Genomic DNA, 23,874 nt, shown 5'->3' with positions numbered 1-23,874 from the left:
CGGAGCCCGACAGACTCTCCATCCAAGTTCAGAATCGTCCTAAAGCCTTAGCCATCGCTACTTGCTAGGTTCGCGAAGCTCGACAAAGAGCCTCGCGGATCAGCTAATGCAAGGACGATAAATGCTTTCTTCTGCTCGCCTGGGCGACAAACACCTCTGCCCTCTTCCCGGTCACGGCACGACACCTATTGCTTGCGCTTCTGGTGACATCAACATCAACTTCATGGGAGCAGCCCGAGTCGGTGACACTTGCGGCTGTGGCGCGGTCATCACCACGGGGTTTCCATCGATTATCCTGAATGGTCGTCCTATGGCCCACTTAGGGAGCCCCACCAGCCACGGCGGGACCATTATCACGGGCTCGGGTAACACCTTCGGCGGCTTTGTCTTTGAACCCACTCCTGACGCGGTAATCATTAACTTCGCAGCCCTCGGCGTGTTCCGCCCAGACGGCTCGGTAGACGATGAAAAGATGGCAACCTTGTTGGCTGACCCGAAGCTGATGGAGAAGGCTAGCGCTGCAAATGCCTTGGTTGATCCCAATGAGGCCTCTAAGGCGCCTGGAGAGAAGCCAGAAGAAAAGGTCTGTAATGACCCAGACCAGATGGAAGAACTGGCGAGCTACATTGCGGGCGAGATGAATACCAATATCAACAGCCCGTCTGTGCGACAAATGAAAGACCTCAACAGCTTTAGCCCAACAGCTGAAATGAAGAAGTATAAGGAACTTCCTTTCTATCTTCGTCTTGGTCAAAGCCCTGACTTCTACAGCTTAGCGCTGGGGAAGAGAGCGAAGGCTTTGGCTATCTGGACAGAGCGAGTCGGCCAGGGCCGGCCCTGGGACCACAAGCCGAAGCTGCAAGCGATGTTCAAGGATGTTTGGAACAAACAAGGGGGCTACGACTACTTCTATGACATCTGGTCGAACATCCACTATGGCTATGTTGGACTGGCTGGTGGACTCTCTGAAAGCGTCCTCTTGGACGGCGCAGGTATAGAGCAGATAGGGTCGGACGCTGCTCGGAAGGTTGAAGAGACTTTTGAAAAACCTAAAGCAGAATGGGAACGACCCGGTCCGCATCGCTCTGCTGATATCGAGGGCATGAGGGCCTGGGATGATGCACCTGACCGAATATCCATTAGTATCGGCGTGAAACTCTATCGACAACGCCCCAACGGAGGCATAACGGCAAAGATGATCATGGACGAAGTTCTTGCAGTACAACCGAAGGAATGGGGGGAAGGTATCCGTGTCCACAAATGTAAGGCCCATTAAATACAGGTACATTTTGGGCATTCTCTTTCTGCTACTGCTGTTCCCCTTTGTGTTTTGGAGGGTAGCGACCCCAGTGGTCACGGTTCACTACTCCAAGGAGGGAAAAGAGAAGCTTTCTATGACCTGGAATACCGAACACCGAATTTATCGGAGTGGACGCGGGGGCCTATTTCCAGGCGAGGCGACATCTGATTTTGGTCACATTTTTCCAGATGCAGGGTTCTTCATGGAGTTCTATTGGTGGAGTGATACGGGCCGTAATCATTGCGTCAATATCACCCCTAAATGGCGAAGAACGGATATTTACCTCGACCTAAATGGCAATATTGATACCAGCCCAGAGAGCGGCACGGATACGGATCGCTTGAAGAAGTGCACTACGGACCCTGCTGATCCTTAAGAACTCCAAGCATCACCACTATGAACTCACCCTGCCAGCACCACTGCAAGATCCACTCGGCACAGCCTGGTCCTGCTATCGCGAAGACCTAGCGGATCACCCTGCTGTGGGATCCGCAGTGTGAAGGAAGAATCAGGGCCTGCTGGCAAGACAGACCCGGTGATGGTCTTCGCCCATCAGTCGGCAATGACCACGATCGAGACGCGACGGTTTTCGGTGCGTCCGGCCACCGTGCTGTTGGAGGCCACCGGCTCGCTGCTGCCCAGGCCGCGCAGCTGGATGTTTTCTTCGCGCATGCCCGTGGCCACCAGTACCTTGCTCACGCTTTTCGCCCGGCGCAGGGACAGTTGCTGGTTGTAGCTTTCCCTGCCGGAGCCATCGGTGTGGCCATCGACCCGGACCTTGTCGATGTGCACGCTGACCAGCGCCTTGCCGATATGCTCAACGATGCCGGTGCTCGCAGCATTCAACCTATCGATGTCGCTGCCGAACAGCACCTTGCCGGACAGGCCGAAGGCCCAGCCCTCGTCCGTCAGCTCAAAGCCCTCCTGCTTGAGCACCGCTACTTGCTGCGGGGTCAGCCCCTTGGGCGGTACGCTCTGGCAACCGGTCAATGAAAGCAGCGCCAGCAACAGGCCGGTGGTGAAAAGTCGCAAGCAAGGTCGAGTCAGTGAAAACAAAGAATTAGCTCCTGGATTGAACGTGAACGACGGGGGGCTCCGACCCCGCGGTGTGTTGCCCGCCTCGAGAGACACGCTTGGCCTGATACATCGCCGCATCGGCGGCATTGAGCAGAGCTCCCGGGGTGGTGCCATGATCAGGGTAGACGGCAATACCGATGCTGAGTGAAGTCAGTACCGAAGTACTGCCCGGCAAGGCAATCGGCATCTCCATGCTGGCGATGATTTTTTCGGCGATACGCTCGGCATCCTCGATGCGGTGCAGCGGGGTCAGCAGAATGGCGAACTCGTCGCCCCCCAGGCGCGCCACCAGGTCTTCCTCGCGCAACTGCGCGCGCACCCGCGACGCCACCGCCATCAGCACCGCGTCGCCGGCGGCGTGACCGAAGTTGTCGTTGATGCCCTTGAAACGGTCACTGTCGAGAAACAGCACCGCCACCCGTTCGTTGAGCTTGCTGGCGCTGCGCAGCGCGCGGATCAGCCGGCCCTCGAAAAACGCCCGGTTCGGCAACCCGGTCAGGCTGTCATGGCTGGCCTGGTGGGCCAGGGTTTCGTTTTCGCTCTGCAAGTGGGTTTGCCAGGCTTCCAGCTCATCGAGCAGGGCATTGAAGTCGTTGCCCAGGTTGTCCAGTTCGGCAATTTCCGCCGGCGGCACCCGGACGTCGAATGCCCGCTCGCGGCGCGCGGCATGGGCCACATCGGCCAGGCTGCGCAGCGGCCCGGTAATGCCGCGCAACTGCCGGCGCGCCAGGTACAGCGCCACCCAGGCGCTCACCGCGATACACAGGACAATCCCCACCAGCCCACTGAGCAGGAAGCGCAGCAGGCTGCCGCCGTGCCCGGTCAGGGCGATGCTGCCGATTTCCTGGCCCTGATGCATGATCGGCACGGTGATGGGCTTTTCGAGAAAGGCCCGGGCGATCTGCATTTCCAGATCGGTCAGCAAACCGATTTCCGGCCGCTCCCAATGGGCCAGCACGCGCCCCCGGGCATCGAGTACCTGGGCATCGGCCACCTCTTCGGTGGAGGCAATCAGGGCCAGGGCTTCGGTCGCCGCGGCGCTGTCGTTGAACACCACCGCCGCTTCGACCGTGTAATTGATCGAACGCGCGATCAGATGCAGGTTGTGATCGGCATACACCCGCAACGCCAGCACCCCGAGCAATGTCAGGGACAGGCTGGCCATGGAAATGGCCAGCAGGGCGACAATCAGATGCCCGCGGCCAATGACCGAACGCAATGTAGGGCGAGCAGGAGATTTGAAGAAGCTCATGGCGCCGCCGGTCGACGACGGGAGAGTTGCAGCACGCTTGGATGAATCCGCACGCCACTGCGGGCCACCGAATCCAGGTTGACCTCGAATGACACCTGATTGTCACTGACGCGCAGGCAGAACAGGCTACCGACCGTGCACTGGTCGCCGCCCTCGCTGATGCTCAATACCGGATGACCGACCAGGGAAGTGAACAGGCGGGCGCGCTGGTCGTCGGTCAGCTTGCCGATGTACACCGCATCGCACTCGCTGACGATGGCCGGGTTGTCGGCCAGCAAGCGCCGCACCAGAACCGGGCGGCCCGTGGCCTGGGTCGTGCCCTTGACCAGGTCGTCGGTGTATTCGGTCGGCCCCACCACGCACAGACGCAATTGCGCCGGCTCCACCGGCCAGCGCGCATAACTGAGAATCCCCAGCACCACTTGAGTCACCGCCTTGGCGCGCTGGTCTGCCAGGCTGACAGCAGCAGGCTCGGGTTGCGCGACGGCAAAAGTGCTCAGCAGACAGACCAGGGCGGACAGCAGTACCTGCCTCCAACCCGAAAAGCGCTCTGTCGCCGAGACAGCCACGTTCATGCAGGGATTCTCTTTGATCTTCATACAATGATGCCGCAACGATAGCACAGCCGGTGAAACCGCCGCGAGGTTCCCAGGTATGGGTAGCAGGCTATTGGTTTAGAAAAAAATGAAGTAACGATTTGAGCCTTCCTATTCTTCATGCCTGCATCGCCTGCTTAAGATCGGCGCCAGAGAGCGAGCCGTCCAGACCGCCCTCGGTGAGACCGGATCCGCAGAGACCCGGCTCAAGGAATGTCTTTTGCTACTGCCCAGTATCGCCGCTTCGGCCCAGTGCCTTTGCGGTGCCATGAGTAGCCCAGGACATCTTTGAGGTTAGCCGATGCAACTGGAAATATTCCGCACACTCTGGGGCTATACCGCCAGCCCAGCCCAGGCCCTCGACGAGCTGCTGGCCGCCGGCTTCGACGGTATGGAAGCCCGCCTGCCTTTGCAAGCCCGCGAACGCGGCGAATTCGGCACTTTCCTGCGGGACAATCGCCTCGCCTACATCTGCACGGTTTTCACCGCCTACGACGTCCTGCCAAAACAGTCGGCCGCGTTCCAGGAACACCTGCTGGACCTGGAGCGCAAGCTCGCCTGGGCCGCCGAACTGGCGCCGCGCTTCGTCAATCTGCTGGCCGGCAACGACCGCTGGCCCCTGGCCCAGCAAGTGGAGTTCTTCGGCCAGGCCATGGAGCTGGCGCGCAAGCATGGCCAGTTCTGCAGCTTCGAGACTCACCGAGCCCGTTCGCTGTTCAATCCCTGGGTCACCCTGGAGCTGATCCGGCAATTGCCCGACCTGCGGTTCACCAGCGATATCAGCCACTGGGTCGTCACCTGCGAACGCCTGCTGGATGACCCCTTCGATGACCTGAGCGCCTTCGTCGAGCGCGTTCACCATATCCAGGCCCGGGTCGGCTATGACCAGGGGCCGCAAGTCCCGCACCCCGCCGCCCCGGAATATGCCCGTGAACTGGCGTTCCACCAGCAGCACTGGGAAGCCGTCTGGCATTCGCAAAAGGCCCGTGGCTATCAGGTCAGCACCCTGACCCCGGAGTTCGGCGCCGACGGCTACCTGCATCACCTGCCCTTCACCAACGTGCCGGTGGCCGACCTCTGGTCGCTGAACCAGTGGATGGCCAGGACCGAGCGCGAACACTTCGACCGCTTCACCCACTCAACCCGTCCGTGAGGTTCTTGCGTCATGCCCGAGAAGATCGATAACACCCCGGCCAAGGCCAACTTCAAGCACATTCCGGTGGTGGACATCGCCGGCCTGTTCAGCATCGAGCTGGAGCACCGACTGGCCGTCGCCGAGCAGTTGGGAGCGGCCGCCAGCGAAGTGGGCTTTCTCTACATCACCAGCCATGGCATCGACCCGCAGTTGATCGCCGGCCTGCGCCAGGCCGCCAGGGACTATTTCGCCCAGCCCCAGGACAGCAAGATGCAGCACTACATCGGCACCTCGAAAAGCCACAAGGGTTTCGTCCCCGAGGGCGAGGAGGTGTATTCCAAGGGCAAGCCGGATCACAAGGAAGCCTTCGACATCGGTTTCGAAGTCGCGGCCGACGATCCCCTGGTCCTGGCCAACACGCCGCTGCTGGGGCCGAACGAGTGGCCAGAACTGCCCGGCTTCAAGAAGGCGGTGCAAGCCTATTACGCGGCCGTCTTCGCCCTCGGCAGGCGCCTGTTCGGCGGGTTCGCCCTGGCCCTGGGCCTGGAGGAAAACTATTTCGACGCCCTGGTCACCCGCCCGCCTTCCAAGCTGCGCCTGATCCACTACCCGTTCGACGACGCGGCCCAGGATGCGCCAGGCATCGGCGCCCACACCGACTACGAGTGCTTCACCATCCTGCTGGCCGACAAGCCGGGCCTGGAGGTGATGAACAACCTGGGCCAGTGGATCGACGCCCCGCCCATTGCCGACGCCTTCGTGGTGAACATCGGCGACATGCTGGAGGTGATGACCGCCGGCGCCTTTGTCGCCACCGCCCACCGGGTGCGCAGCGTCAGCGAGGAGCGCTACTCGTTCCCGCTGTTCTACGCCTGCGACTTCCATACCCAGATCAAGCCTTTGCCGCAGTTCGCCAAGGCCTCGGACGACTACGAGCAGATCACCATCGGCGAGCACATGTATGGCCAGGCCCTGCAGACCTACCAGTACCTGCGCAAGCGCGTGGAGAACGGCGAGATCCTCCTGCCGGAAAAGGCCCGCAAGCCTTCGAGCTTCGGCCACCTGAAACACCAGTCGCAAGCGTCCTGACCACCCTTTTGCCCTTTGCTTCCATCCCCTGGAGAGACCCACGATGCTTAACAAAAACAACGTTGCTCGCCTGACCCTGCTCACCGCCGGCCTGTTGTGCGCCACCGCCGGCCTGGCCTCGACCGCGACACCCGGACAGCTGAAGATCGGCATGGAAATCACCTACCCACCGTTCGAGTCCTATGACAGCGAGAAGAACGTGGTCGGCTCCGACCCGGAACTGGCCCACGCCCTGGCCAGGCACCTGAACGCCAAGGCCGAGTTCGTCGACACCAAGTTTCCCAGCCTGATCCTCGGGCTCAACGCCGGTCGCTACGACGCGATCATTTCCGGCATGTACATCACCCCGGAACGGCAGACCCAGGCCATGACCATCGCCTATGCGAAAACCGGCGCGGCGATCATGACGTCCAAGGACAGCGGCCTGAATCCGCAAACCCCTGAAGACCTGTGCGGCCTGAAGGTCGGGCTGGAGCAGGGCACCACCTGGGTCAGCCAGTTGCAGAAGCTCTCCAGCGACTACTGCGTGCCGAACAACAAGGGCGCGATCAGTGTCAGCGAATACCCCTCGGCACCTGAGGTGACCCAGGCCCTGCTGTCGAAGAACATCCAGGCCCAGGTGGAAATCGCCGGCGCGGCGAAGATGATCGCCGAACGCACCCAGGGTCGGGTGGTGGTCACCAGCCAGCACCTGATCTATCAGCAAACCCTCGGCATCTTCGTCAAGAAAGGCAACGACGCCACCTACAAGGCGCTGCAGGAAGCCTTCGCCGAGAGCCGCAAGAACGGTGAGTACGCCGCGATCCTCGGCAAATACAACCTGGAACCGGTGACTGACTGACAAGCCACTGCGGCGCAGGGATGCGCCCGTGACCGGCCCCCGATCGAGCGCGCAGCGCCCGTCCTGATGCCTGCGATCCGAAGCCGCCCGAGGTGTTTATGCAATTCGACTGGTCCTACTTCATCTCCCTGTTCTCCCTGCCCAGCTTCTGGCACGCCTGCGTCACCGTGGTCCAGCTCAGCGCGCTGGCCTGGTTCATCGGCATGCTGCTGGGCTTTCTCCTGGCCTCGGCCAAACTCTCCACGGCCGCCTGGATCAGAACCCCGGCAGCGCTGTACATCTGGTTCTTTCGCAGCATTCCGCTGCTGGTGCTGGTGGTCTTCGTCTACAACCTGCCCCAGCTGTTTCCGGCCACCGGTTCGGTGCTGTCCAACCCCTTCTACTCGGGGCTGCTCGCCCTGGTGGTGACCGAAGCGGCGTACATGGCGGAAATCCATCGCGGCGGGCTGATCTCGGTGGCCAAGGGGCAGAAGGAAGCCGGCCGCGCGCTGGGCATCGGCCTGATCGGTCTGCAACGGCTGATCGTCATCCCCCAGGCCTTCCGCATTTCCCTGCCGACCCTGATCAACGAGTACATCACCGTGGTCAAGCTGACTTCGCTGATCTCGGTGATCTCCCTGACCGAACTGCTCACCGTCGGCCAGCGCCTGTATGCGCAGAACTTCCTGGTGATGGAGACCCTGGCCGCGGTGGCGGTGTACTACGTGCTGATCGTCACCCTGTTCGCCTGGCTGCTGCAGCGCCTGGAGCGCCACCTGGACCTGAACCTGCGCACCCCGCAAACCCTGGATGACGCCGGCACCGAGCGGCTCCGGCAACAGGCACAACCGCAGCACAGCCGCCCTCGCCCACGACCGGTAGCCGGCAGCGCCCCAGCCCTGCAACTGCAAAACATCCACAAGCGCTACGGCGATCATCAGGTGCTCAAGGGCGTCGACCTGAACGTCGTCAGTGGCCAGGTGATTTCCATCATCGGTCCGTCCGGCTCGGGCAAGACCTCGCTGATCCGCACCATCAACGGCCTGGAGCGCATCGACCAGGGCGAGATCGTGCTGTTCGGCAACAGCTTCATCAGCGCCGGCGACAACCTCAACAGCCCGCAGGTGCGCGAGGGCGTGCGGCACATCGGCATGGTCTTCCAGAACTTCAACCTGTTCCCCCATCGCTGCATTCTCGACAACATCTGCCTGGCGCCGCGTTACCACGGCAGCAGCAAGGCCTTGAGCGAGCAGCAGGCCTACGCCTTGCTGGACAAGGTCGGCCTGCTGGCCCACGCCCACAAGTACCCGCACCAGTTGTCCGGCGGCCAGCAGCAGCGCGTGGCGATTGCCCGGGCCCTGGCGATGGAGCCGCAGATCATGCTTTTCGACGAGCCGACTTCGGCCCTCGATCCCGAGCTGGTGGGCGATGTGTTGAACGTGATTCGCGACCTGGCCCGAGAGGGCATGACCATGTTGATCGTCACCCACGAGATGGACTTTGCCCTGTCGATTTCCGATCGGGTGATCTTCATGGAGGGCGGCAATATCCAGCTGGACGCCAGCCCGCAAGCGATCCGCGAAGAAGCGGCGGGGGAACGGGTCAGACGCTTCATGGGGCTGGAGCAGCCAAGCGCGACGGCACTGGCAGCGGCGCTCTGATCGAGTGCCGAACGCCAGTGCCTCGGCGTTCAACCCAGGTCGAGCATCAACCCGCTCAGGCGCTTGACCTTGCGCCGCACCGCCTCTTCGAACACCCCGGCCCGCGGCTCGATCAGGCTGAACCAGTCCTTGGCCCGGGTGATACCGGTGTAGATCAGCTCCTTGGTCAGCACCGGGTTCAACGCCTCGGGCAGGATCAGCGCGGTGTGGGCGAACTCCGAGCCCTGGGATTTGTGCACGGTCATGGCGTACACGGTTTCCACATCGTTGAGCCGGCTCGGCAGCACGAAACGCACGCCTCCCTGGCCGTCGTTGCGCGGGAAGGCCACCCGCAGCACCAGGCGTCCGTCTTGCGTGCCTTCGTGCTCGGGCAGTTTCAGGGCAATGCCGATATCGCCGTTCATCAGGCCCAGGCCGTAATCGTTGCGGGTCATCAGCACCGGACGACCTTCGTACCACTGCTGATCGCTTTCGATCAGCCGCGCCTTGAACAGGGCAGCGGTGATCCGCTGGTTCAACCCCTCGACACCCCAAGGCCCCTTGCGCACCGCGCAGAGCAACTGGAACTGGTCGAAGGCCAGCAGCACATCGCGGGCCCAGGCGGTCCAGCGCGGATCTTCCAGCGCTGTATCGGCAGGCGGGCGCTGGCCGCGCAACAGGCTCAGGTAATGCCGGTAACCCTGCGGCCCGTCGCCGTGGCCTTCCAGCAGCAAGCGCTCCAGGGCGCGGTCCTGCTCGCCCTTGAGGCTCAGGCCATACAGGTCGGCGTGGCTGCGGGCAGCCAGCAGCCGGCGCGCTTCCTCGGCCTGCTGCTGGTTGACCCAGCGCGCCAGCTGGCCGATACCGCTGCCTTCGCCGAAGCGCCGGGAGTGGCGCAGCATCACCACCTGCTGGGCCAGCGGGTGAGTGCCGGCGTTGTCTTCCTGCAGTCCGCTGTCCGCCAGTTGTTCGCCGCTGACGGCCTCGAGCCAGCTGCGGGTCTGCGGGCTGTACCAGCCGGCCTCAGCATCGCGGCACAGGTCGCCAAGCACCGCACCGGCTTCCACCGAGGCCAGTTGATCCTTGTCCCCGAGTAACACCAGGCGCGCGTGCACCGGCAGCGCATCGAGCAGATTGGCCATCATCTCCAGGTCGATCATCGAGGCTTCGTCGACCACCAGCACATCCAGGGGCAAGCGGTTGCCGGCGTGATGGCGAAAGTGCCGGGTTCCCGGACGATTGCCCAGCAGGCGGTGCACCGTGGTCACGTCGCTGGGGATCTTCTCGCGCACACTGTCGTCGACCGACAGGGAGCGCACTTGCAGGCTGATGGATTCGGTCAGGCGCGCCGCCGCCTTGCCCGTAGGCGCGGCGAGGCGGATGCGCAAAGGCTTTCCGGCTTCGACAGCCGGGGCCTGGAGCAAGGCCAGCAGGCGCACCACGGTGGTGGTCTTACCGGTTCCCGGCCCGCCGGTAATGATGCTGAAGGCGCCTCGGGTGGCCAGCGCACAGGCAAGCTTCTGCCAGTCCACCGGCCCCGCTGCCTTGGCCGCACCGAACAGACCGCCGAGGCGCTCGGCCAAATCCGCGGGAGTTTCCTCCTGCACCGCCAGGCGCTGGCGCAAGGCATTGTCAATGCGCCGCTCATAGGCCCAGTAACGGCGCAGATACAGGCGCTTGCCCGACAACACCAGCGGCCGCTGGCGGGCCTGCTCGCTCTGGTCGGCCGCCAACGCCACCAGGCGACTGGCCGCCAGGGCCTTGCACCAGTGTGCGCCGTCCAGCGTCGCCAGCACCTGCGACGGCAGTACCGCCGCCGTGCTTTGCAGGTCGCCTTCCGGCGGCAGGGACAGGGCGAAGTCCGGCTCCTTGAGGGTTTCGAACAGGTCCAGGCAAACATGCCCGTGGCCCAGTTGATGGCTGGTCAACGCCGCGGCCATCAGCACCAGTGGATCGCCTTGTGGCTCCAGTTCATGGAGGAAGCCTACGAAAGCCTTGTCCAGGGCGCGCAACCATCCGCGCTCGACCCAACGATCGAGCAACAGCAGCAAATCGCCGGCCCGAACCAGGGGCGCCAGGTCGGGCTGGGGTTCCAGCGGCGTCAGCAGATCCTCGATCACAGCAATACTCCCTGTTCCCACGCCGGCTCTGCCCTGGGCTGCTCGGGTTTGCCCTGGAACAAGCGGTCCAGGCGCTCGATCAGCTCACGGGGTGGCCGGGTGAAAAACACGCCGCGGCTGGCCGAGCCCGTGCCGCGCAAGAACAGGTACAGGGCACCGCCCATGTGCCGGTCGTAATCGTAGTCCGCCAGGCGCGCCCGCAACTGGCGATGCAGGGCCAGCAGGTACAGCACGTATTGCAGGTCATAACGGTTGTCGAGAATCGATTGTTCCATGGCCTGCTCGGTATAGGCGGCGTCATCCACGCCCAGCCAGTTGGATTTGTAGTCGGCCACGTAATAGCGCCCTTCATGTTCGAAGGTCAGGTCGATGAAGCCCTTGAACATGCCATTGAGCAGGACAGGTTCGGCGGTCACCCGAGGCACGCCTTGATGGGTGTACTGGCGCACCAACTCGTCGAGCTTGAGCACATCGACCTTGTGGCTGGCGAACCAGAACTCCATCTCGACCCGGTATTGGCTCAACTGTGCGAGCACCACCGGCAGTCGTCCCGTCCCGGCTGGCAAAGGCAGTTGCAACAGATGCCGCAACCAGTCGCTCAGGGTCTTGATCCAGCCTTGCCAACCGCGGCGATTGCAGCGCCGAGCGATGGCGTCCTCGATGGCGACGGGGTCGGCGGCGAACCCCTCGCCACCGGCCCACTCCAGCAGGCCGTGGAGGAAGGTCCCCGGGTTCGGCCCACGGGGGAAGCGATGGATGTCCGCGCCGCTGGCCACGACTTCACGCGGAGCATCGGGGTCGAGGCGTTCATCGTCGAAGAGTTTCTGCGCCTGCGGGCTTTCCGGCGCCTCGGTATTGCCGGCCCCCAGGCTGTCGCTGATGCGCAGAGCACTATAGGACGCGATCCACCAGTTCTCCGCGGCGCGCCGCTTGGGAGCCAGGGGCGCCAGCAGGGTGGCGTCGTTGCGCGGCGGATGGAAGCGGCTGTCGGAGGCGCCGGGCATTTCGCTGACACTCATGGCCTCGCAGCCTTGTTGCAGGTCTTGCAGCCAGCGCGCCAGGCCACTGGACTCGTTCAACAACGCACCGCCGCCCAACAGGTAGCCCAGGGCCGAGAGGTGCAGCACCGAGCTGTTGTGGTTGCCGCGCTTGAGGTCGGCGACACCCAGCCAGCAGGCATGCTGCGCGCGGGTCAGCGCCACGTAGAGCAGGCGCAGGTCTTCGGCCAGGCGTTCGTCGTCGGCCTGGGCAATCAGCTCCGGGGTCGGCCGCAGCGTCACCTGGGCCTTGCCCGACTCGTCGTGGTAGTGCAGCGGCAGACGACTGCCATCCACCGGCTTGGCCGAACAGATGAACGGCAGGAACACCAGCGGGTACTCCAGGCCCTTGGATTTGTGGATGGTCACCACCTTGACCAGTTGTTCGTCGCTTTCCAGGCGCAGGATCTGCTCTTCGCCAGCCTGCCCGGACAAGGCCAGGTGCTCGGCCAGGTGGCGGATCAGCGCTTGTTCGCCATCCAGCTCGGCGGCCGCCTGCTGCAACAGTTCGGACAGGTGCAACAGGTTGGTCAGGACCCGTTCGCCATCGCTGCGGGCGATCAGGGCCTGGGGCAACTGGAAGTCATGCAGCAGGCGTCGCAACATCGGCAGCACACCCTGGGTACGCCAGATCAGGCGATAACCGCGAAACTGCATGACCCGGCTCTCCCAGGCCAGCTCGTCCTGGTTCAGGCGCTCCAGCTCAACCAGCGGCAGGTTCAGGGTGATGGAGGCCAGCGCGGCGCGCAGCGGGCGCTCGATATCCGGTTCGGCACAGGCCTTGAGCCAGGCCAGCAGGTCGTGGGCTTCCTGGGCGGCGAACACCGAGTCCTTGTCCGACAGGTACACGCTGCGCACCCCGCGCGCGGCCAGTTCGCCGCGCACGGCCTGGGCCTCCTTGCCATCGCGCACCAGGATGGCGATGTCCGCCGGCAGCAGCCCCTTGAAGGGCTGGCCGTCGCGGGCGAAGCCGGTGCTGGCCTGCTGTCCGCCGTTGAGCAAGGCGACGATTTCGCTGGCGCAGGCCGCCGCCAGTTGCTGCCGATACAGCGCACCGGAAATGGCTTGCTCCGTGGACAGGTGCCAGACATTCAGCGCCGGCACCACCTGCCCTTCTCTGTGTAGCTGCTCCTTGCGCCCCTGGGAGGCCACCGACAGGAACGGCACCGGGTTCTCTCCGCTCTTTTCCCGGAACAGGAACGCGCCGCGTCCCTGTTCACGGGACTCGGCACGCTCGAATACATGGTTCACAACCTTGACCATGGCGTGGCTGGAACGGAAGTTGGTGCCCAGGGTATGCAAGCGGCCGCTGGTGGCCTGGCGAGCGCGCAGGTAGGTGTAAATGTCCGCCCCACGGAAGGCGTAGATCGCCTGCTTGGGGTCGCCGATCAGGAACAGCCCGGTCTCGGGGTTGTTGTCCTCGATGCGGTAGATACTTTCGAAGATCCGGTACTGCACCGGGTCGGTGTCCTGGAATTCGTCGATCAGGGCCACCGGGAACTGCTCGCGAATCAGCGTCGCCAGACGCTCGCCACCCTCGGCCTGCAACGCGGCGTCGAGGCGCAGCAGCATGTCGTCGAAGCCCATCTCGGCACGGCGGCGCTTCTCCTCCTCGAAGCGCGCGCCGACCCAACGCGCGGCGTGTTGCAACACCGCAGCGTCGGGGCTCGGCAGGGCATCGAGCGCGACCTTGAGCCCGGCCATGGCGTCCAGCGCGGGATGATCCGGCGCATCGCCTTTCCAGGCCTCGGCCATGCCTTCGGGGGTCAGGCGGCTGAAGCCGGTACCGATATCCAGTTGCTCTATGGATTCGTCTTCGGCCCAGGCGGTGATCTTTTCGAACCAGGGCTCGAAGTAACGCGCCTGCATTTTGCGGCCATCGACCGCCTTGCTGGCGACGCCTTGCAAGCAGATCTCCCGCAGTTGCTCAGCCCATTGCCGCCAAGGCGCCTTGAGCTGCACCAACGCCACGCGACGCTCCAGCAAGCAAGCTTCGATCAACTGCGCCGGCGTCTGCTCCGCGTCCACTTCTCGCTCGCTGCCAAACAGCGCGCGTACCCTGGGCAGCAAGGCCGCGGGCCCGCCCCAGTTGGCCCGCACCCAGTTCAACGCATCGCCCTGCATCGGGTAGCAAAACAGCCGCCAGTAGTCGCGTAGCACTTCGCCCAGCAGATCGCTGTGGTCGGTTTCCAGGGTCTGGGTAAACAGGCTGCCACTGTCGAACGCATGCTCGCGCAGCATGCGCTGGCACCAACTGTGGATGGTCGAGACCGCGGCCTCGTCCATCCATTGCGCGGCGATGTCCAGGCGGCTGGCGCAGCCCGGCCATTGTTCGGCGGCGAACTGATCGCGCAACTCGGCGATCAGCGCGTCGGGCGCGGCGGTTTCATCGCGGAAGAAGCGTGCGGCTTCAGCCAGGCGGGTGCGGATCCGCTCACGCAGTTCCTTGGTCGCCGCATCAGTGAAGGTCACCACCAGAATCTGCGGTGGCAGCAACTCGCGACCGAACCCGGCCGGCTCGCCGCCGTGCCCCAGCACCAGGCGCAGGTAAAGCGCCGAGATGGTAAAGGTCTTGCCCGTGCCGGCGCTGGCTTCGATCAGTTGGCTGCCTCGTAGCGGGAACGCCAGGGCCAAAGGTGCTTGCCGGGTCATGCGTCAGCCTCCCCATTGGCCGCGGAGCGCCAGGGCGCCTGTAATAGTGGGCGGTACAGCGCATCAACCCAGCCGCAGAAGGTTTCGTCGGCGATCAACGCGTTGTAGTCCGGGTACTGACGCGCCAGGGCCGGGCTTTCCCGACGTTCGCCATCGCTGGTCTGGCCATCGCCTTCATAAGCTTTGCGCGCCGCCGCTTCGGCCTTGCCCGGATCGCTCTGGCCCAACCAGGCAAAAGCGGTTTTCACGGCTACCGGCAACGGCTGGCACATGCCCGCCTGCCAGGCCAGCAGCAGATCGCCCAGGCTTTGCAGCGCCACATCGCGGTCCAGAGGCGGCAGCAACAAGGTGTCGTCGCTGGCCACCAGCGCGGTGGTCAAGGCATAACCGCTGGCACAGGCCACCAGATGATTGACCCAGGGCCGGGTCAGACGGTGCCATTTGCGGGTCTTGGGCGAGCCGATGCTGTTGGGGATGGTGGTGACCGACAGCAGCCCGCCGTCGCTACGTTGGTGCAGGCCGCTCAGCCAGCCTTCGAGTTTCACTTCCTTGAGTTCAAGGGTAATCGGCAAGGCGCTGGTGACCGGCGTTGGCCATAACTCCAGCAATTGCCGATAGCGTATCAACAGATCCGGCAAGGGCTCGATCAGCTCTCGTTGCAGGCTCTCGCCAAAACCGGCCATGGGTAACAAGCCGCTGGCTTGTAGCCGTTGCGCCTGGGCCTGCAGGGCCTGGTCCGGATCATCGGCGCAGTTCAACGCCGCCTCCAGCAGGCTGTCGCTCAGGCTGTAGCGTTGCAGCGCGTCGAGTACAAAGGGTTCCTCGTCGGCCAATGGCGCGTCGGCCGCCTCGAAGAACACCTTGAGGCGCTGACTGAAGAAATGCCGTACCGGGTTACGCAGGAAGTCCTGCAACTGCCCCAGGCTCAACGGCTCTTCCTGGACATAGGGCGCCAGAAGTTCGAGCGTTTGAGGAGCCGCTTGGGCCTGGTGCAACAGCTGCCACTCTCGGGCATAGCTGAACAGCCCATGGCCTTCATGGAAGTAGCGGGCACTGAAAGGTTGCAGTGGATGCTCCTGGGTCATGGCGTCGAGCAGATTGTCCTGGTCATTCGCCAGCTTCCAGCCACTGGCCAGGTGATCGCGCAACTGGCCGATCAGCACCGAGGCCGGGCGCTCGCTGTTGTCGCGAATGCTGCGACCGACCCAACTGACGTACAGCTGATCCCGCGCCGAAAGCAGCGCCTCCAGCAGCAGGTAACGGTCGTCTTCGCGCCGCGAGCGGTCGCCGGGCCGGTAGTCGCTGCCCATCAGGTCGAAATCCAGCGGCGGTTGCGCCCGCGGGTAGTCGCCGTCGTTCATCCCCAGCAGGCATACCAGCTTGAAGGGAATCGCGCGCATCGGCATCAACGTGCAGAAGTTCACCGCACCGGCCAGGAAACGCTGGGACAAGCGGCCCTGGTCCAGGCCAGCCAGCCAGGCTTCGCGGACCACGGTCAGCGGCAGCTCATCATGCAGGCCAACCGATTCGCAGGTTTCCAGCCAGGTTTCGCGCAAGTCTTCGAGTTGGCTCAGCAGGTAGTCGTCATGCTCGGTACTGGCCAGGAAGAATTGCTGCGTGAGTGCTTGCAGGCGTTCGCCCCACTGTGGCGGCGAAGCCGGTAAAGTGAGGTTCTGATACGCCATCTCCAGGGCATCGAGCAGAGCCACCAGCGGCCCGATCAGTGCCGCATCCAGGCCACCAATCTCGTCGTAAGGCTCGATCCCCTCGCAGGCATCGGAGCGTCCCACGGCGTAACCCAGCAACATGCGGCGCAGGCCGAAACGCCAGCTGTTCTGCTCCAGCTCCTCCGGCAATCCCAGGTCGGCCCGTTGTTCGGCGTTCATGCCCCAGCGGATGCCGGCGCCTTCGATCCAGCGATGCAAGGTCGGAAGATCGGCCTCATCAACGCCAAAACGTGCGCGTAATGCCGGAACATCCAGCAGGTCGAGGATTTCGCTGACGGGGAACCGGCTGTCCGGCAGCTTGAGCAGATGCTCCACGGCAATCAGCAGTGGGTCGCGGCCACGTTGGCCCTGGTCCGTCAGGGTGAACGGAATAAAACGTCGATCGTCACGCTCCAACTGGCCGAAGACCGCGCGAATATGCGGTGCGTAACTGTCGATATCCGGGACCATCACGATCACATCCCGCGGACGCAATTCAGGGTCCTCACTGAAGCGCGCAAGCAGCTGGTCATGGAGGATCTCCACTTCGCGCTGGGCACTGTGGGCAATGTGAAAACGGATCGACTTGTCCTGGTGCAGATCGACCGCCGGCCATAACTGGCGGGTTTCCTCCAGCGGGCGCAATTCGAGGATATCGTCCTGCAGCTGATTCAGCAGGGTCTGCGGCTGACTCTCGCTGAACAGGTCGATACGGCCGTCGCGAAAGGCCGAGCGATAGCTGTTGGGATCGTCATAACTGTCGAGCAGATTGATGTAGTCACGACCCTGTTTACCCCAGGCGGCGAGCAGCGGGTGGGCATGTTGATGCAGGGTCTGCGGATCAAGCACCACCGGCATTCCCGCCTTGCGCGCCTGACGCTTGTATTGATGGCGCAGCAGGTCCTTGTCGGCGACGATATCCGCCCAATGGTGACGACAAGGGTTGTGTACACACAGCAGTACCTGGCTGAAGCGGGCCAGTCCAGCTAGGGCTTCCAGGGCTTGCGCCGGCAGGGAGGAAATCCCGAAAACGATCACTCGCGAGGGCAACCCTTGTGGCGCCGTTTCCAGGCTGAGAATACGTTCGATGAAACGCTGGTGAACACCGGCGCGACTCTGCGCCATGCCCTCCTCCCCCACATCCAGCAACAACGCCCGCCACAGTTCGGCCTGCCAGCAGTTGGCGGGGGTCAGGGCCTTGGCTTCGCCTCGAGCGCTGCGTAGTTGATGCCTGCCTGCGGCCCAGTCTTCCAGCCAATCGGCGCGATAGACCTGATATTGGTCGAACAGGTCAGCCAGGCGCTCGGCCAATTGATAGCGCTTGCGCAGATCCGTGTCGTGAGTGAGGAAGCGTCGTAGAGGCTCGAAGTGCGGCTGATCGATCAGTTCGGGCAGAAGCCGCATCAGACGCCAGGTCAGCGGCGCTTTATCCAGCAGGGATTTAGGCGGGATTTCATCGCGTCCCAGCACCATGCGATAGAGCTGCCACATGAAACTGCCGGGGAGCTGCACATCGATGGCAGCAGCGATGCCACAGCCGCCCATGTCGTCATCCTCAGGATCCTCAGCCAAGGCCAGCTTCAGCCATTGGGCGATGCCGTTGCTCTGGACCAGGGCGATCTCATTCTCCAGCGGCGCCAAGGGGTAACGCCGCATCCAGCTGACCACCAGGCTGCGCAACTCGTCCAGGCGGTTACCGTGAACCACCATAAAACCAGCGCTGAGGGACGTGGCGTCCGGCATAAGGGCTTCCTTGGAAAATGCAAAAGCTAGGGCCGAACCTTAGCACTGTCACGCAGCGGTGACAGCTGAGAGGACCAACGTGAGTGTTGCGAGGAATGAGGCATTTTTTGTCGCACAAAAACAAAACCCCAATTGCTTTCGCAATTGGGGTTTCGGAATTTAATCTTGACGATGACCTACTCTCACATGGGGAAACCCCACACTACCATCGGCGATGCATCGTTTCACTGCTGAGTTCGGGATGGGATCAGGTGGTTCCAATGCTCTATGGTCGTCAAGAAATTCGGTGTGCCGAGTCGTCTTTCGACGCTTCAGCAAGTTGGGTATGCGATAGTTTGTGTGTTTTCTCGAACTTTCGGTTCGTTTCGTCTTCACACACCGCAATCTGGCTGTTAAGCGCAAATTGCTTGGGTGTTATATGGTCAAGCCTCACGGGCAATTAGTATTGGTTAGCTCAACGCCTCACAGCGCTTACACACCCAACCTATCAACGTCGTAGTCTTCGACGGCCCTTCAGGGAACTCAAGGTTCCAGTGAGATCTCATCTTGAGGCAAGTTTCCCGCTTAGATGCTTTCAGCGGTTATCTTTTCCGAACATAGCTACCCGGCAATGCCACTGGCGTGACAACCGGAACACCAGAGGTTCGTCCACTCCGGTCCTCTCGTACTAGGAGCAGCCCCTCTCAAATCTCAAACGTCCACGGCAGATAGGGACCGAACTGTCTCACGACGTTCTAAACCCAGCTCGCGTACCACTTTAAATGGCGAACAGCCATACCCTTGGGACCGGCTTCAGCCCCAGGATGTGATGAGCCGACATCGAGGTGCCAAACACCGCCGTCGATATGAACTCTTGGGCGGTATCAGCCTGTTATCCCCGGAGTACCTTTTATCCGTTGAGCGATGGCCCTTCCATACAGAACCACCGGATCACTAAGACCTACTTTCGTACCTGCTCGACGTGTCTGTCTCGCAGTCAAGCGCGCTTTTGCCTTTATACTCTACGACCGATTTCCGACCGGTCTGAGCGCACCTTCGTACTCCTCCGTTACTCTTTAGGAGGAGACCGCCCCAGTCAAACTACCCACCATACACTGTCCTCGATCCGGATAACGGACCTGAGTTAGAACCTCAAAGTTGCCAGGGTGGTATTTCAAGGATGGCTCCACGCGAACTGGCGTCCACGCTTCAAAGCCTCCCACCTATCCTACACAAGCAAATTCAAAGTCCAGTGCAAAGCTATAGTAAAGGTTCACGGGGTCTTTCCGTCTAGCCGCGGATACACTGCATCTTCACAGCGATTTCAATTTCACTGAGTCTCGGGTGGAGACAGCGCCGCCATCGTTACGCCATTCGTGCAGGTCGGAACTTACCCGACAAGGAATTTCGCTACCTTAGGACCGTTATAGTTACGGCCGCCGTTTACCGGGGCTTCGATCAAGAGCTTCGCGTTAGCTAACCCCATCAATTAACCTTCCGGCACCGGGCAGGCGTCACACCCTATACGTCCACTTTCGTGTTTGCAGAGTGCTGTGTTTTTAATAAACAGTCGCAGCGGCCTGGTATCTTCGACCGGCATGGGCTTACGGAGCAAGTCCTTCACCCTCACCGGCGCACCTTCTCCCGAAGTTACGGTGCCATTTTGCCTAGTTCCTTCACCCGAGTTCTCTCAAGCGCCTTGGTATTCTCTACCCAACCACCTGTGTCGGTTTGGGGTACGGTTCCTAGTTATCTGAAGCTTAGAAGCTTTTCTTGGAAGCATGGCATCAACCACTTCGTCACCTAAAAGGTAACTCGTCATCAGCTCTCGGCCTTAGAATCCCGGATTTACCTAAGATTCCAGCCTACCACCTTAAACTTGGACAACCAACGCCAAGCTGGCCTAGCCTTCTCCGTCCCTCCATCGCAATAACTAGAAGTACAGGAATATTAACCTGTTTTCCATCGACTACGCTTTTCAGCCTCGCCTTAGGGACCGACTAACCCTGCGTCGATTAACGTTGCGCAGGAAACCTTGGTCTTTCGGCGTGGGTGTTTTTCACACCCATTGTCGTTACTCATGTCAGCATTCGCACTTCTGATACCTCCAGCAAGCTTCTCAACTCACCTTCACAGGCTTACAGAACGCTCCTCTACCGCATCACTTACGTGATACCCGTAGCTTCGGTGTATGGTTTGAGCCCCGTTACATCTTCCGCGCAGGCCGACTCGACTAGTGAGCTATTACGCTTTCTTTAAAGGGTGGCTGCTTCTAAGCCAACCTCCTAGCTGTCTAAGCCTTCCCACATCGTTTCCCACTTAACCATAACTTTGGGACCTTAGCTGACGGTCTGGGTTGTTTCCCTTTTCACGACGGACGTTAGCACCCGCCGTGTGTCTCCCATGCTCGGCACTTGTAGGTATTCGGAGTTTGCATCGGTTTGGTAAGTCGGGATGACCCCCTAGCCGAAACAGTGCTCTACCCCCTACAGTGATACATGAGGCGCTACCTAAATAGCTTTCGAGGAGAACCAGCTATCTCCGAGCTTGATTAGCCTTTCACTCCGATCCACAGGTCATCCGCTAACTTTTCAACGGTAGTCGGTTCGGTCCTCCAGTCAGTGTTACCTAACCTTCAACCTGCCCATGGATAGATCGCCCGGTTTCGGGTCTATACCCAGCGACTAAACGCCCTATTAAGACTCGCTTTCGCTACGCCTCCCCTATTCGGTTAAGCTCGCCACTGAATATAAGTCGCTGACCCATTATACAAAAGGTACGCAGTCACAGAACAAAGTCTGCTCCCACTGCTTGTACGCATACGGTTTCAGGATCTATTTCACTCCCCTCTCCGGGGTTCTTTTCGCCTTTCCCTCACGGTACTAGTTCACTATCGGTCAGTCAGTAGTATTTAGCCTTGGAGGATGGTCCCCCCATATTCAGACAAAGTTTCTCGTGCTCCGTCCTACTCGATTTCATGACTAAGAGATTTTCGCGTACAGGGCTATCACCCACTATGGCCGCACTTTCCAGAGCGTTCCGCTAATCTCAAAGCCACTTAAGGGCTAGTCCCCGTTCGCTCGCCACTACTAAGGGAATCTCGGTTGATTTCTTTTCCTCAGGGTACTTAGATGTTTCAGTTCCCCTGGTTCGCCTCTTGCACCTATGTATTCAGTACAAGATAACCATCTTATGATGGCTGGGTTCCCCCATTCAGACATCTCCGGATCAAAGTCTGTTTGCCGACTCCCCGAAGCTTTTCGCAGGCTACCACGTCTTTCATCGCCTCTGACTGCCAAGGCATCCACCGTATGCGCTTCTTCACTTGACCATATAACCCCAAGCAATCTGGTTATACTGTGAAGACGACATTCGCCGAAAATTCGCGATTAAACTCACAAATTTTACCTTAGCCTGAACAACACCAGTGAAAGTGCTATCCAGTCTATCTTTCTATCACATACCCAAATTTTTAAAGAACGATTCTGATAAAGATCAGAAATCAACATTCACCATCAACTTGATGGAATGCTCATTTCTAAGCTTTAAACGATGGACACCAATCTGTAATGGTGGAGCCAAGCGGGATCGAACCGCTGACCTCCTGCGTGCAAGGCAGGCGCTCTCCCAGCTGAGCTATGGCCCCGTATCGCTACAGGGTGCACCAGTAATTGGTGGGTCTGGGCAGATTCGAACTGCCGACCTCACCCTTATCAGGGGTGCGCTCTAACCAACTGAGCTACAGACCCAATCGTCTTCTTCAATGAATCAAGCAATTCGTGTGGGAGCTTATGAAGCAGCTGATGTCGTCGATTAAGGAGGTGATCCAGCCGCAGGTTCCCCTACGGCTACCTTGTTACGACTTCACCCCAGTCATGAATCACACCGTGGTAACCGTCCTCCCGAAGGTTAGACTAGCTACTTCTGGTGCAACCCACTCCCATGGTGTGACGGGCGGTGTGTACAAGGCCCGGGAACGTATTCACCGCGACATTCTGATTCGCGATTACTAGCGATTCCGACTTCACGCAGTCGAGTTGCAGACTGCGATCCGGACTACGATCGGTTTTGTGGGATTAGCTCCACCTCGCGGCTTGGCAACCCTCTGTACCGACCATTGTAGCACGTGTGTAGCCCAGGCCGTAAGGGCCATGATGACTTGACGTCATCCCCACCTTCCTCCGGTTTGTCACCGGCAGTCTCCTTAGAGTGCCCACCATAACGTGCTGGTAACTAAGGACAAGGGTTGCGCTCGTTACGGGACTTAACCCAACATCTCACGACACGAGCTGACGACAGCCATGCAGCACCTGTCTCAATGTTCCCGAAGGCACCAATCCATCTCTGGAAAGTTCATTGGATGTCAAGGCCTGGTAAGGTTCTTCGCGTTGCTTCGAATTAAACCACATGCTCCACCGCTTGTGCGGGCCCCCGTCAATTCATTTGAGTTTTAACCTTGCGGCCGTACTCCCCAGGCGGTCAACTTAATGCGTTAGCTGCGCCACTAAGAGCTCAAGGCTCCCAACGGCTAGTTGACATCGTTTACGGCGTGGACTACCAGGGTATCTAATCCTGTTTGCTCCCCACGCTTTCGCACCTCAGTGTCAGTATCAGTCCAGGTGGTCGCCTTCGCCACTGGTGTTCCTTCCTATATCTACGCATTTCACCGCTACACAGGAAATTCCACCACCCTCTACCATACTCTAGCTCGCCAGTTTTGGATGCAGTTCCCAGGTTGAGCCCGGGGATTTCACATCCAACTTAACGAACCACCTACGCGCGCTTTACGCCCAGTAATTCCGATTAACGCTTGCACCCTCTGTATTACCGCGGCTGCTGGCACAGAGTTAGCCGGTGCTTATTCTGTCGGTAACGTCAAAATACTCACGTATTAGGTAAGTACCCTTCCTCCCAACTTAAAGTGCTTTACAATCCGAAGACCTTCTTCACACACGCGGCATGGCTGGATCAGGCTTTCGCCCATTGTCCAATATTCCCCACTGCTGCCTCCCGTAGGAGTCTGGACCGTGTCTCAGTTCCAGTGTGACTGATCATCCTCTCAGACCAGTTACGGATCGTCGCCTTGGTGAGCCATTACCTCACCAACTAGCTAATCCGACCTAGGCTCATCTGATAGCGCAAGGCCCGAAGGTCCCCTGCTTTCTCCCGTAGGACGTATGCGGTATTAGCGTCCGTTTCCGAACGTTATCCCCCACTACCAGGCAGATTCCTAGGCATTACTCACCCGTCCGCCGCTCTCAAGAGGTGCAAGCACCTCTCTACCGCTCGACTTGCATGTGTTAGGCCTGCCGCCAGCGTTCAATCTGAGCCATGATCAAACTCTTCAGTTCAAACATCTTTGGGTTTTGAGAAAACCCTAAACTTGGCTCAGCAATCGTTGGTTACATCTTTGATTTCTCGCGGAGTAACTTGTGATGCTGATAATCTTTCTGACTATCAGTCTGACTCCACAAGCACCCACACGAATTGCTTGATTCAGTTGTTAAAGAGCGGTTGGTTAAGTCTTTCGTCTCAACCGAGGCGCGCATTCTACAGCAGCCTCTGCATCTGTCAAGCGGTTATTTTAAGAAGTTCTCAAAGTTTCCTTTGCAACTTCAACCACTTGCGCTTCCGATCTCTCGTCAGCGGGAGGCGAATTCTACAGCGTTACACGCTGCTGTCAACACCTCTTTTTCTCCGCTTTCGACCGAGAAGATCGAATCGTTAA

12 protein-coding genes, 2 tRNA genes and 3 rRNA genes are annotated in these 23,874 nt (G+C 60.5%); 6 read left to right on the top strand and 11 right to left on the bottom strand.

Features of this window, described 5'->3' with window-relative positions; translation table 11 throughout:
* The first annotated feature begins 121 nt into the window (after positions 1-121).
* Complete coding sequence (locus CXQ81_RS06145) at positions 122-1,276, top strand: polymorphic toxin type 44 domain-containing protein (protein ID WP_101336763.1); 1,155 nt, start codon at positions 122-124, stop codon at positions 1,274-1,276.
* A 118-nt stretch (positions 1,277-1,394) separates the two neighbouring features.
* Positions 1,395-1,676, top strand: a complete 282-nt coding sequence (locus tag CXQ81_RS06140) for a hypothetical protein (protein ID WP_223815824.1) — start codon at positions 1,395-1,397, stop codon at positions 1,674-1,676.
* Positions 1,677-1,852: 176 nt separating this feature from the next.
* Here CXQ81_RS06140 and CXQ81_RS06135 read toward each other — a convergent pair whose 3' ends face one another.
* The 3 genes from CXQ81_RS06135 to CXQ81_RS06125 are packed head-to-tail and all read right to left on the bottom strand — an operon-like array spanning position 1,853 to position 4,204.
* Positions 1,853-2,356 carry an OmpA family protein gene (locus CXQ81_RS06135; protein ID WP_101336762.1) on the bottom strand — a complete coding sequence of 168 codons (504 nt, stop codon included), beginning with the start codon at positions 2,354-2,356 and terminating at the stop codon, positions 1,853-1,855.
* 4 nt (positions 2,357-2,360) lie between these two features.
* Positions 2,361-3,629 (bottom strand): diguanylate cyclase domain-containing protein, encoded by a 1,269-nt coding sequence (locus CXQ81_RS06130; RefSeq protein WP_053259549.1) that lies wholly within the window; start codon positions 3,627-3,629, stop codon positions 2,361-2,363.
* Entirely contained in the window at positions 3,626-4,204 is a 579-nt protein-coding gene (locus tag CXQ81_RS06125) for a YfiR family protein (RefSeq protein ID WP_101336761.1), read from the bottom strand. The genes CXQ81_RS06130 and CXQ81_RS06125 overlap by 4 nt, the downstream gene beginning before the upstream one ends.
* Before the next feature lie 322 nt (positions 4,205-4,526).
* On the opposite strand from CXQ81_RS06125, the gene CXQ81_RS06120 reads away from it, so the two are divergent.
* The 4 genes from CXQ81_RS06120 (at position 4,527) to CXQ81_RS06105 (ending at position 8,930) form a co-directional block, all read left to right on the top strand.
* The gene (locus tag CXQ81_RS06120; RefSeq protein WP_101336760.1) at positions 4,527-5,378 is read left to right on the top strand and encodes a sugar phosphate isomerase/epimerase; all 852 of its coding nucleotides are present in this window, start codon (positions 4,527-4,529) and stop codon (positions 5,376-5,378) included.
* Between the two features lie 12 nt (positions 5,379-5,390).
* Entirely contained in the window at positions 5,391-6,449 is a 1,059-nt protein-coding gene (locus CXQ81_RS06115) for an isopenicillin N synthase family oxygenase (RefSeq protein ID WP_101336759.1), read from the top strand.
* A 43-nt stretch (positions 6,450-6,492) separates the two neighbouring features.
* Complete coding sequence (locus CXQ81_RS06110; protein WP_007922149.1) at positions 6,493-7,290, top strand: ABC transporter substrate-binding protein; 798 nt, start codon at positions 6,493-6,495, stop codon at positions 7,288-7,290.
* A gap of 98 nt (positions 7,291-7,388) precedes the next feature.
* Complete coding sequence (locus CXQ81_RS06105) at positions 7,389-8,930, top strand: amino acid ABC transporter permease/ATP-binding protein (RefSeq protein WP_101336758.1); 1,542 nt, start codon at positions 7,389-7,391, stop codon at positions 8,928-8,930.
* A gap of 29 nt (positions 8,931-8,959) precedes the next feature.
* Here the strand turns inward: CXQ81_RS06105 and recD are convergent, their stop codons facing one another.
* From recD to CXQ81_RS06065, 8 genes are all read right to left on the bottom strand, one after another.
* A complete protein-coding gene (gene recD, locus CXQ81_RS06100; RefSeq protein ID WP_007922147.1) occupies positions 8,960-11,029 on the bottom strand; it encodes an exodeoxyribonuclease V subunit alpha in 2,070 nt (689 codons plus the stop codon).
* A complete protein-coding gene (gene recB / locus CXQ81_RS06095) occupies positions 11,026-14,718 on the bottom strand; it encodes an exodeoxyribonuclease V subunit beta (protein WP_101336757.1) in 3,693 nt (1,230 codons plus the stop codon). Before recB ends, recD begins: the two co-directional genes overlap by 4 nt.
* Positions 14,715-18,167, bottom strand: coding sequence for an exodeoxyribonuclease V subunit gamma (recC, locus tag CXQ81_RS06090; protein WP_101336756.1), 3,453 nt, complete (start codon positions 18,165-18,167; stop codon positions 14,715-14,717). The genes recB and recC overlap by 4 nt, the downstream gene beginning before the upstream one ends.
* A 163-nt stretch (positions 18,168-18,330) precedes the next feature.
* A 5S ribosomal RNA gene (gene rrf / locus CXQ81_RS06085) occupies positions 18,331-18,446 on the bottom strand.
* Between the two features lie 139 nt (positions 18,447-18,585).
* Positions 18,586-21,477, bottom strand: a 23S ribosomal RNA gene (locus CXQ81_RS06080).
* 239 nt (positions 21,478-21,716) lie between these two features.
* A tRNA-Ala gene (locus CXQ81_RS06075) sits at positions 21,717-21,792 on the bottom strand.
* A 26-nt stretch (positions 21,793-21,818) separates the two neighbouring features.
* A tRNA-Ile gene (locus CXQ81_RS06070) sits at positions 21,819-21,895 on the bottom strand.
* 65 nt (positions 21,896-21,960) lie between these two features.
* Positions 21,961-23,497, bottom strand: a 16S ribosomal RNA gene (locus CXQ81_RS06065).
* The 16S, 23S and 5S rRNA genes sit together here with 2 tRNA genes alongside, the layout of an rRNA operon.
* Positions 23,498-23,874 lie beyond the last annotated feature (377 nt).

Origin of the sequence: Pseudomonas sp. 09C 129 (assembly GCF_002843625.1) — a bacterium.
GTDB classification, from domain to species: Bacteria; Pseudomonadota; Gammaproteobacteria; order Pseudomonadales; family Pseudomonadaceae; genus Aquipseudomonas; species Aquipseudomonas chlororaphis.
The sequence above is the reverse complement of the archived record's forward strand: the minus strand, read 5'-3'. Positions and strand labels throughout refer to the sequence as shown.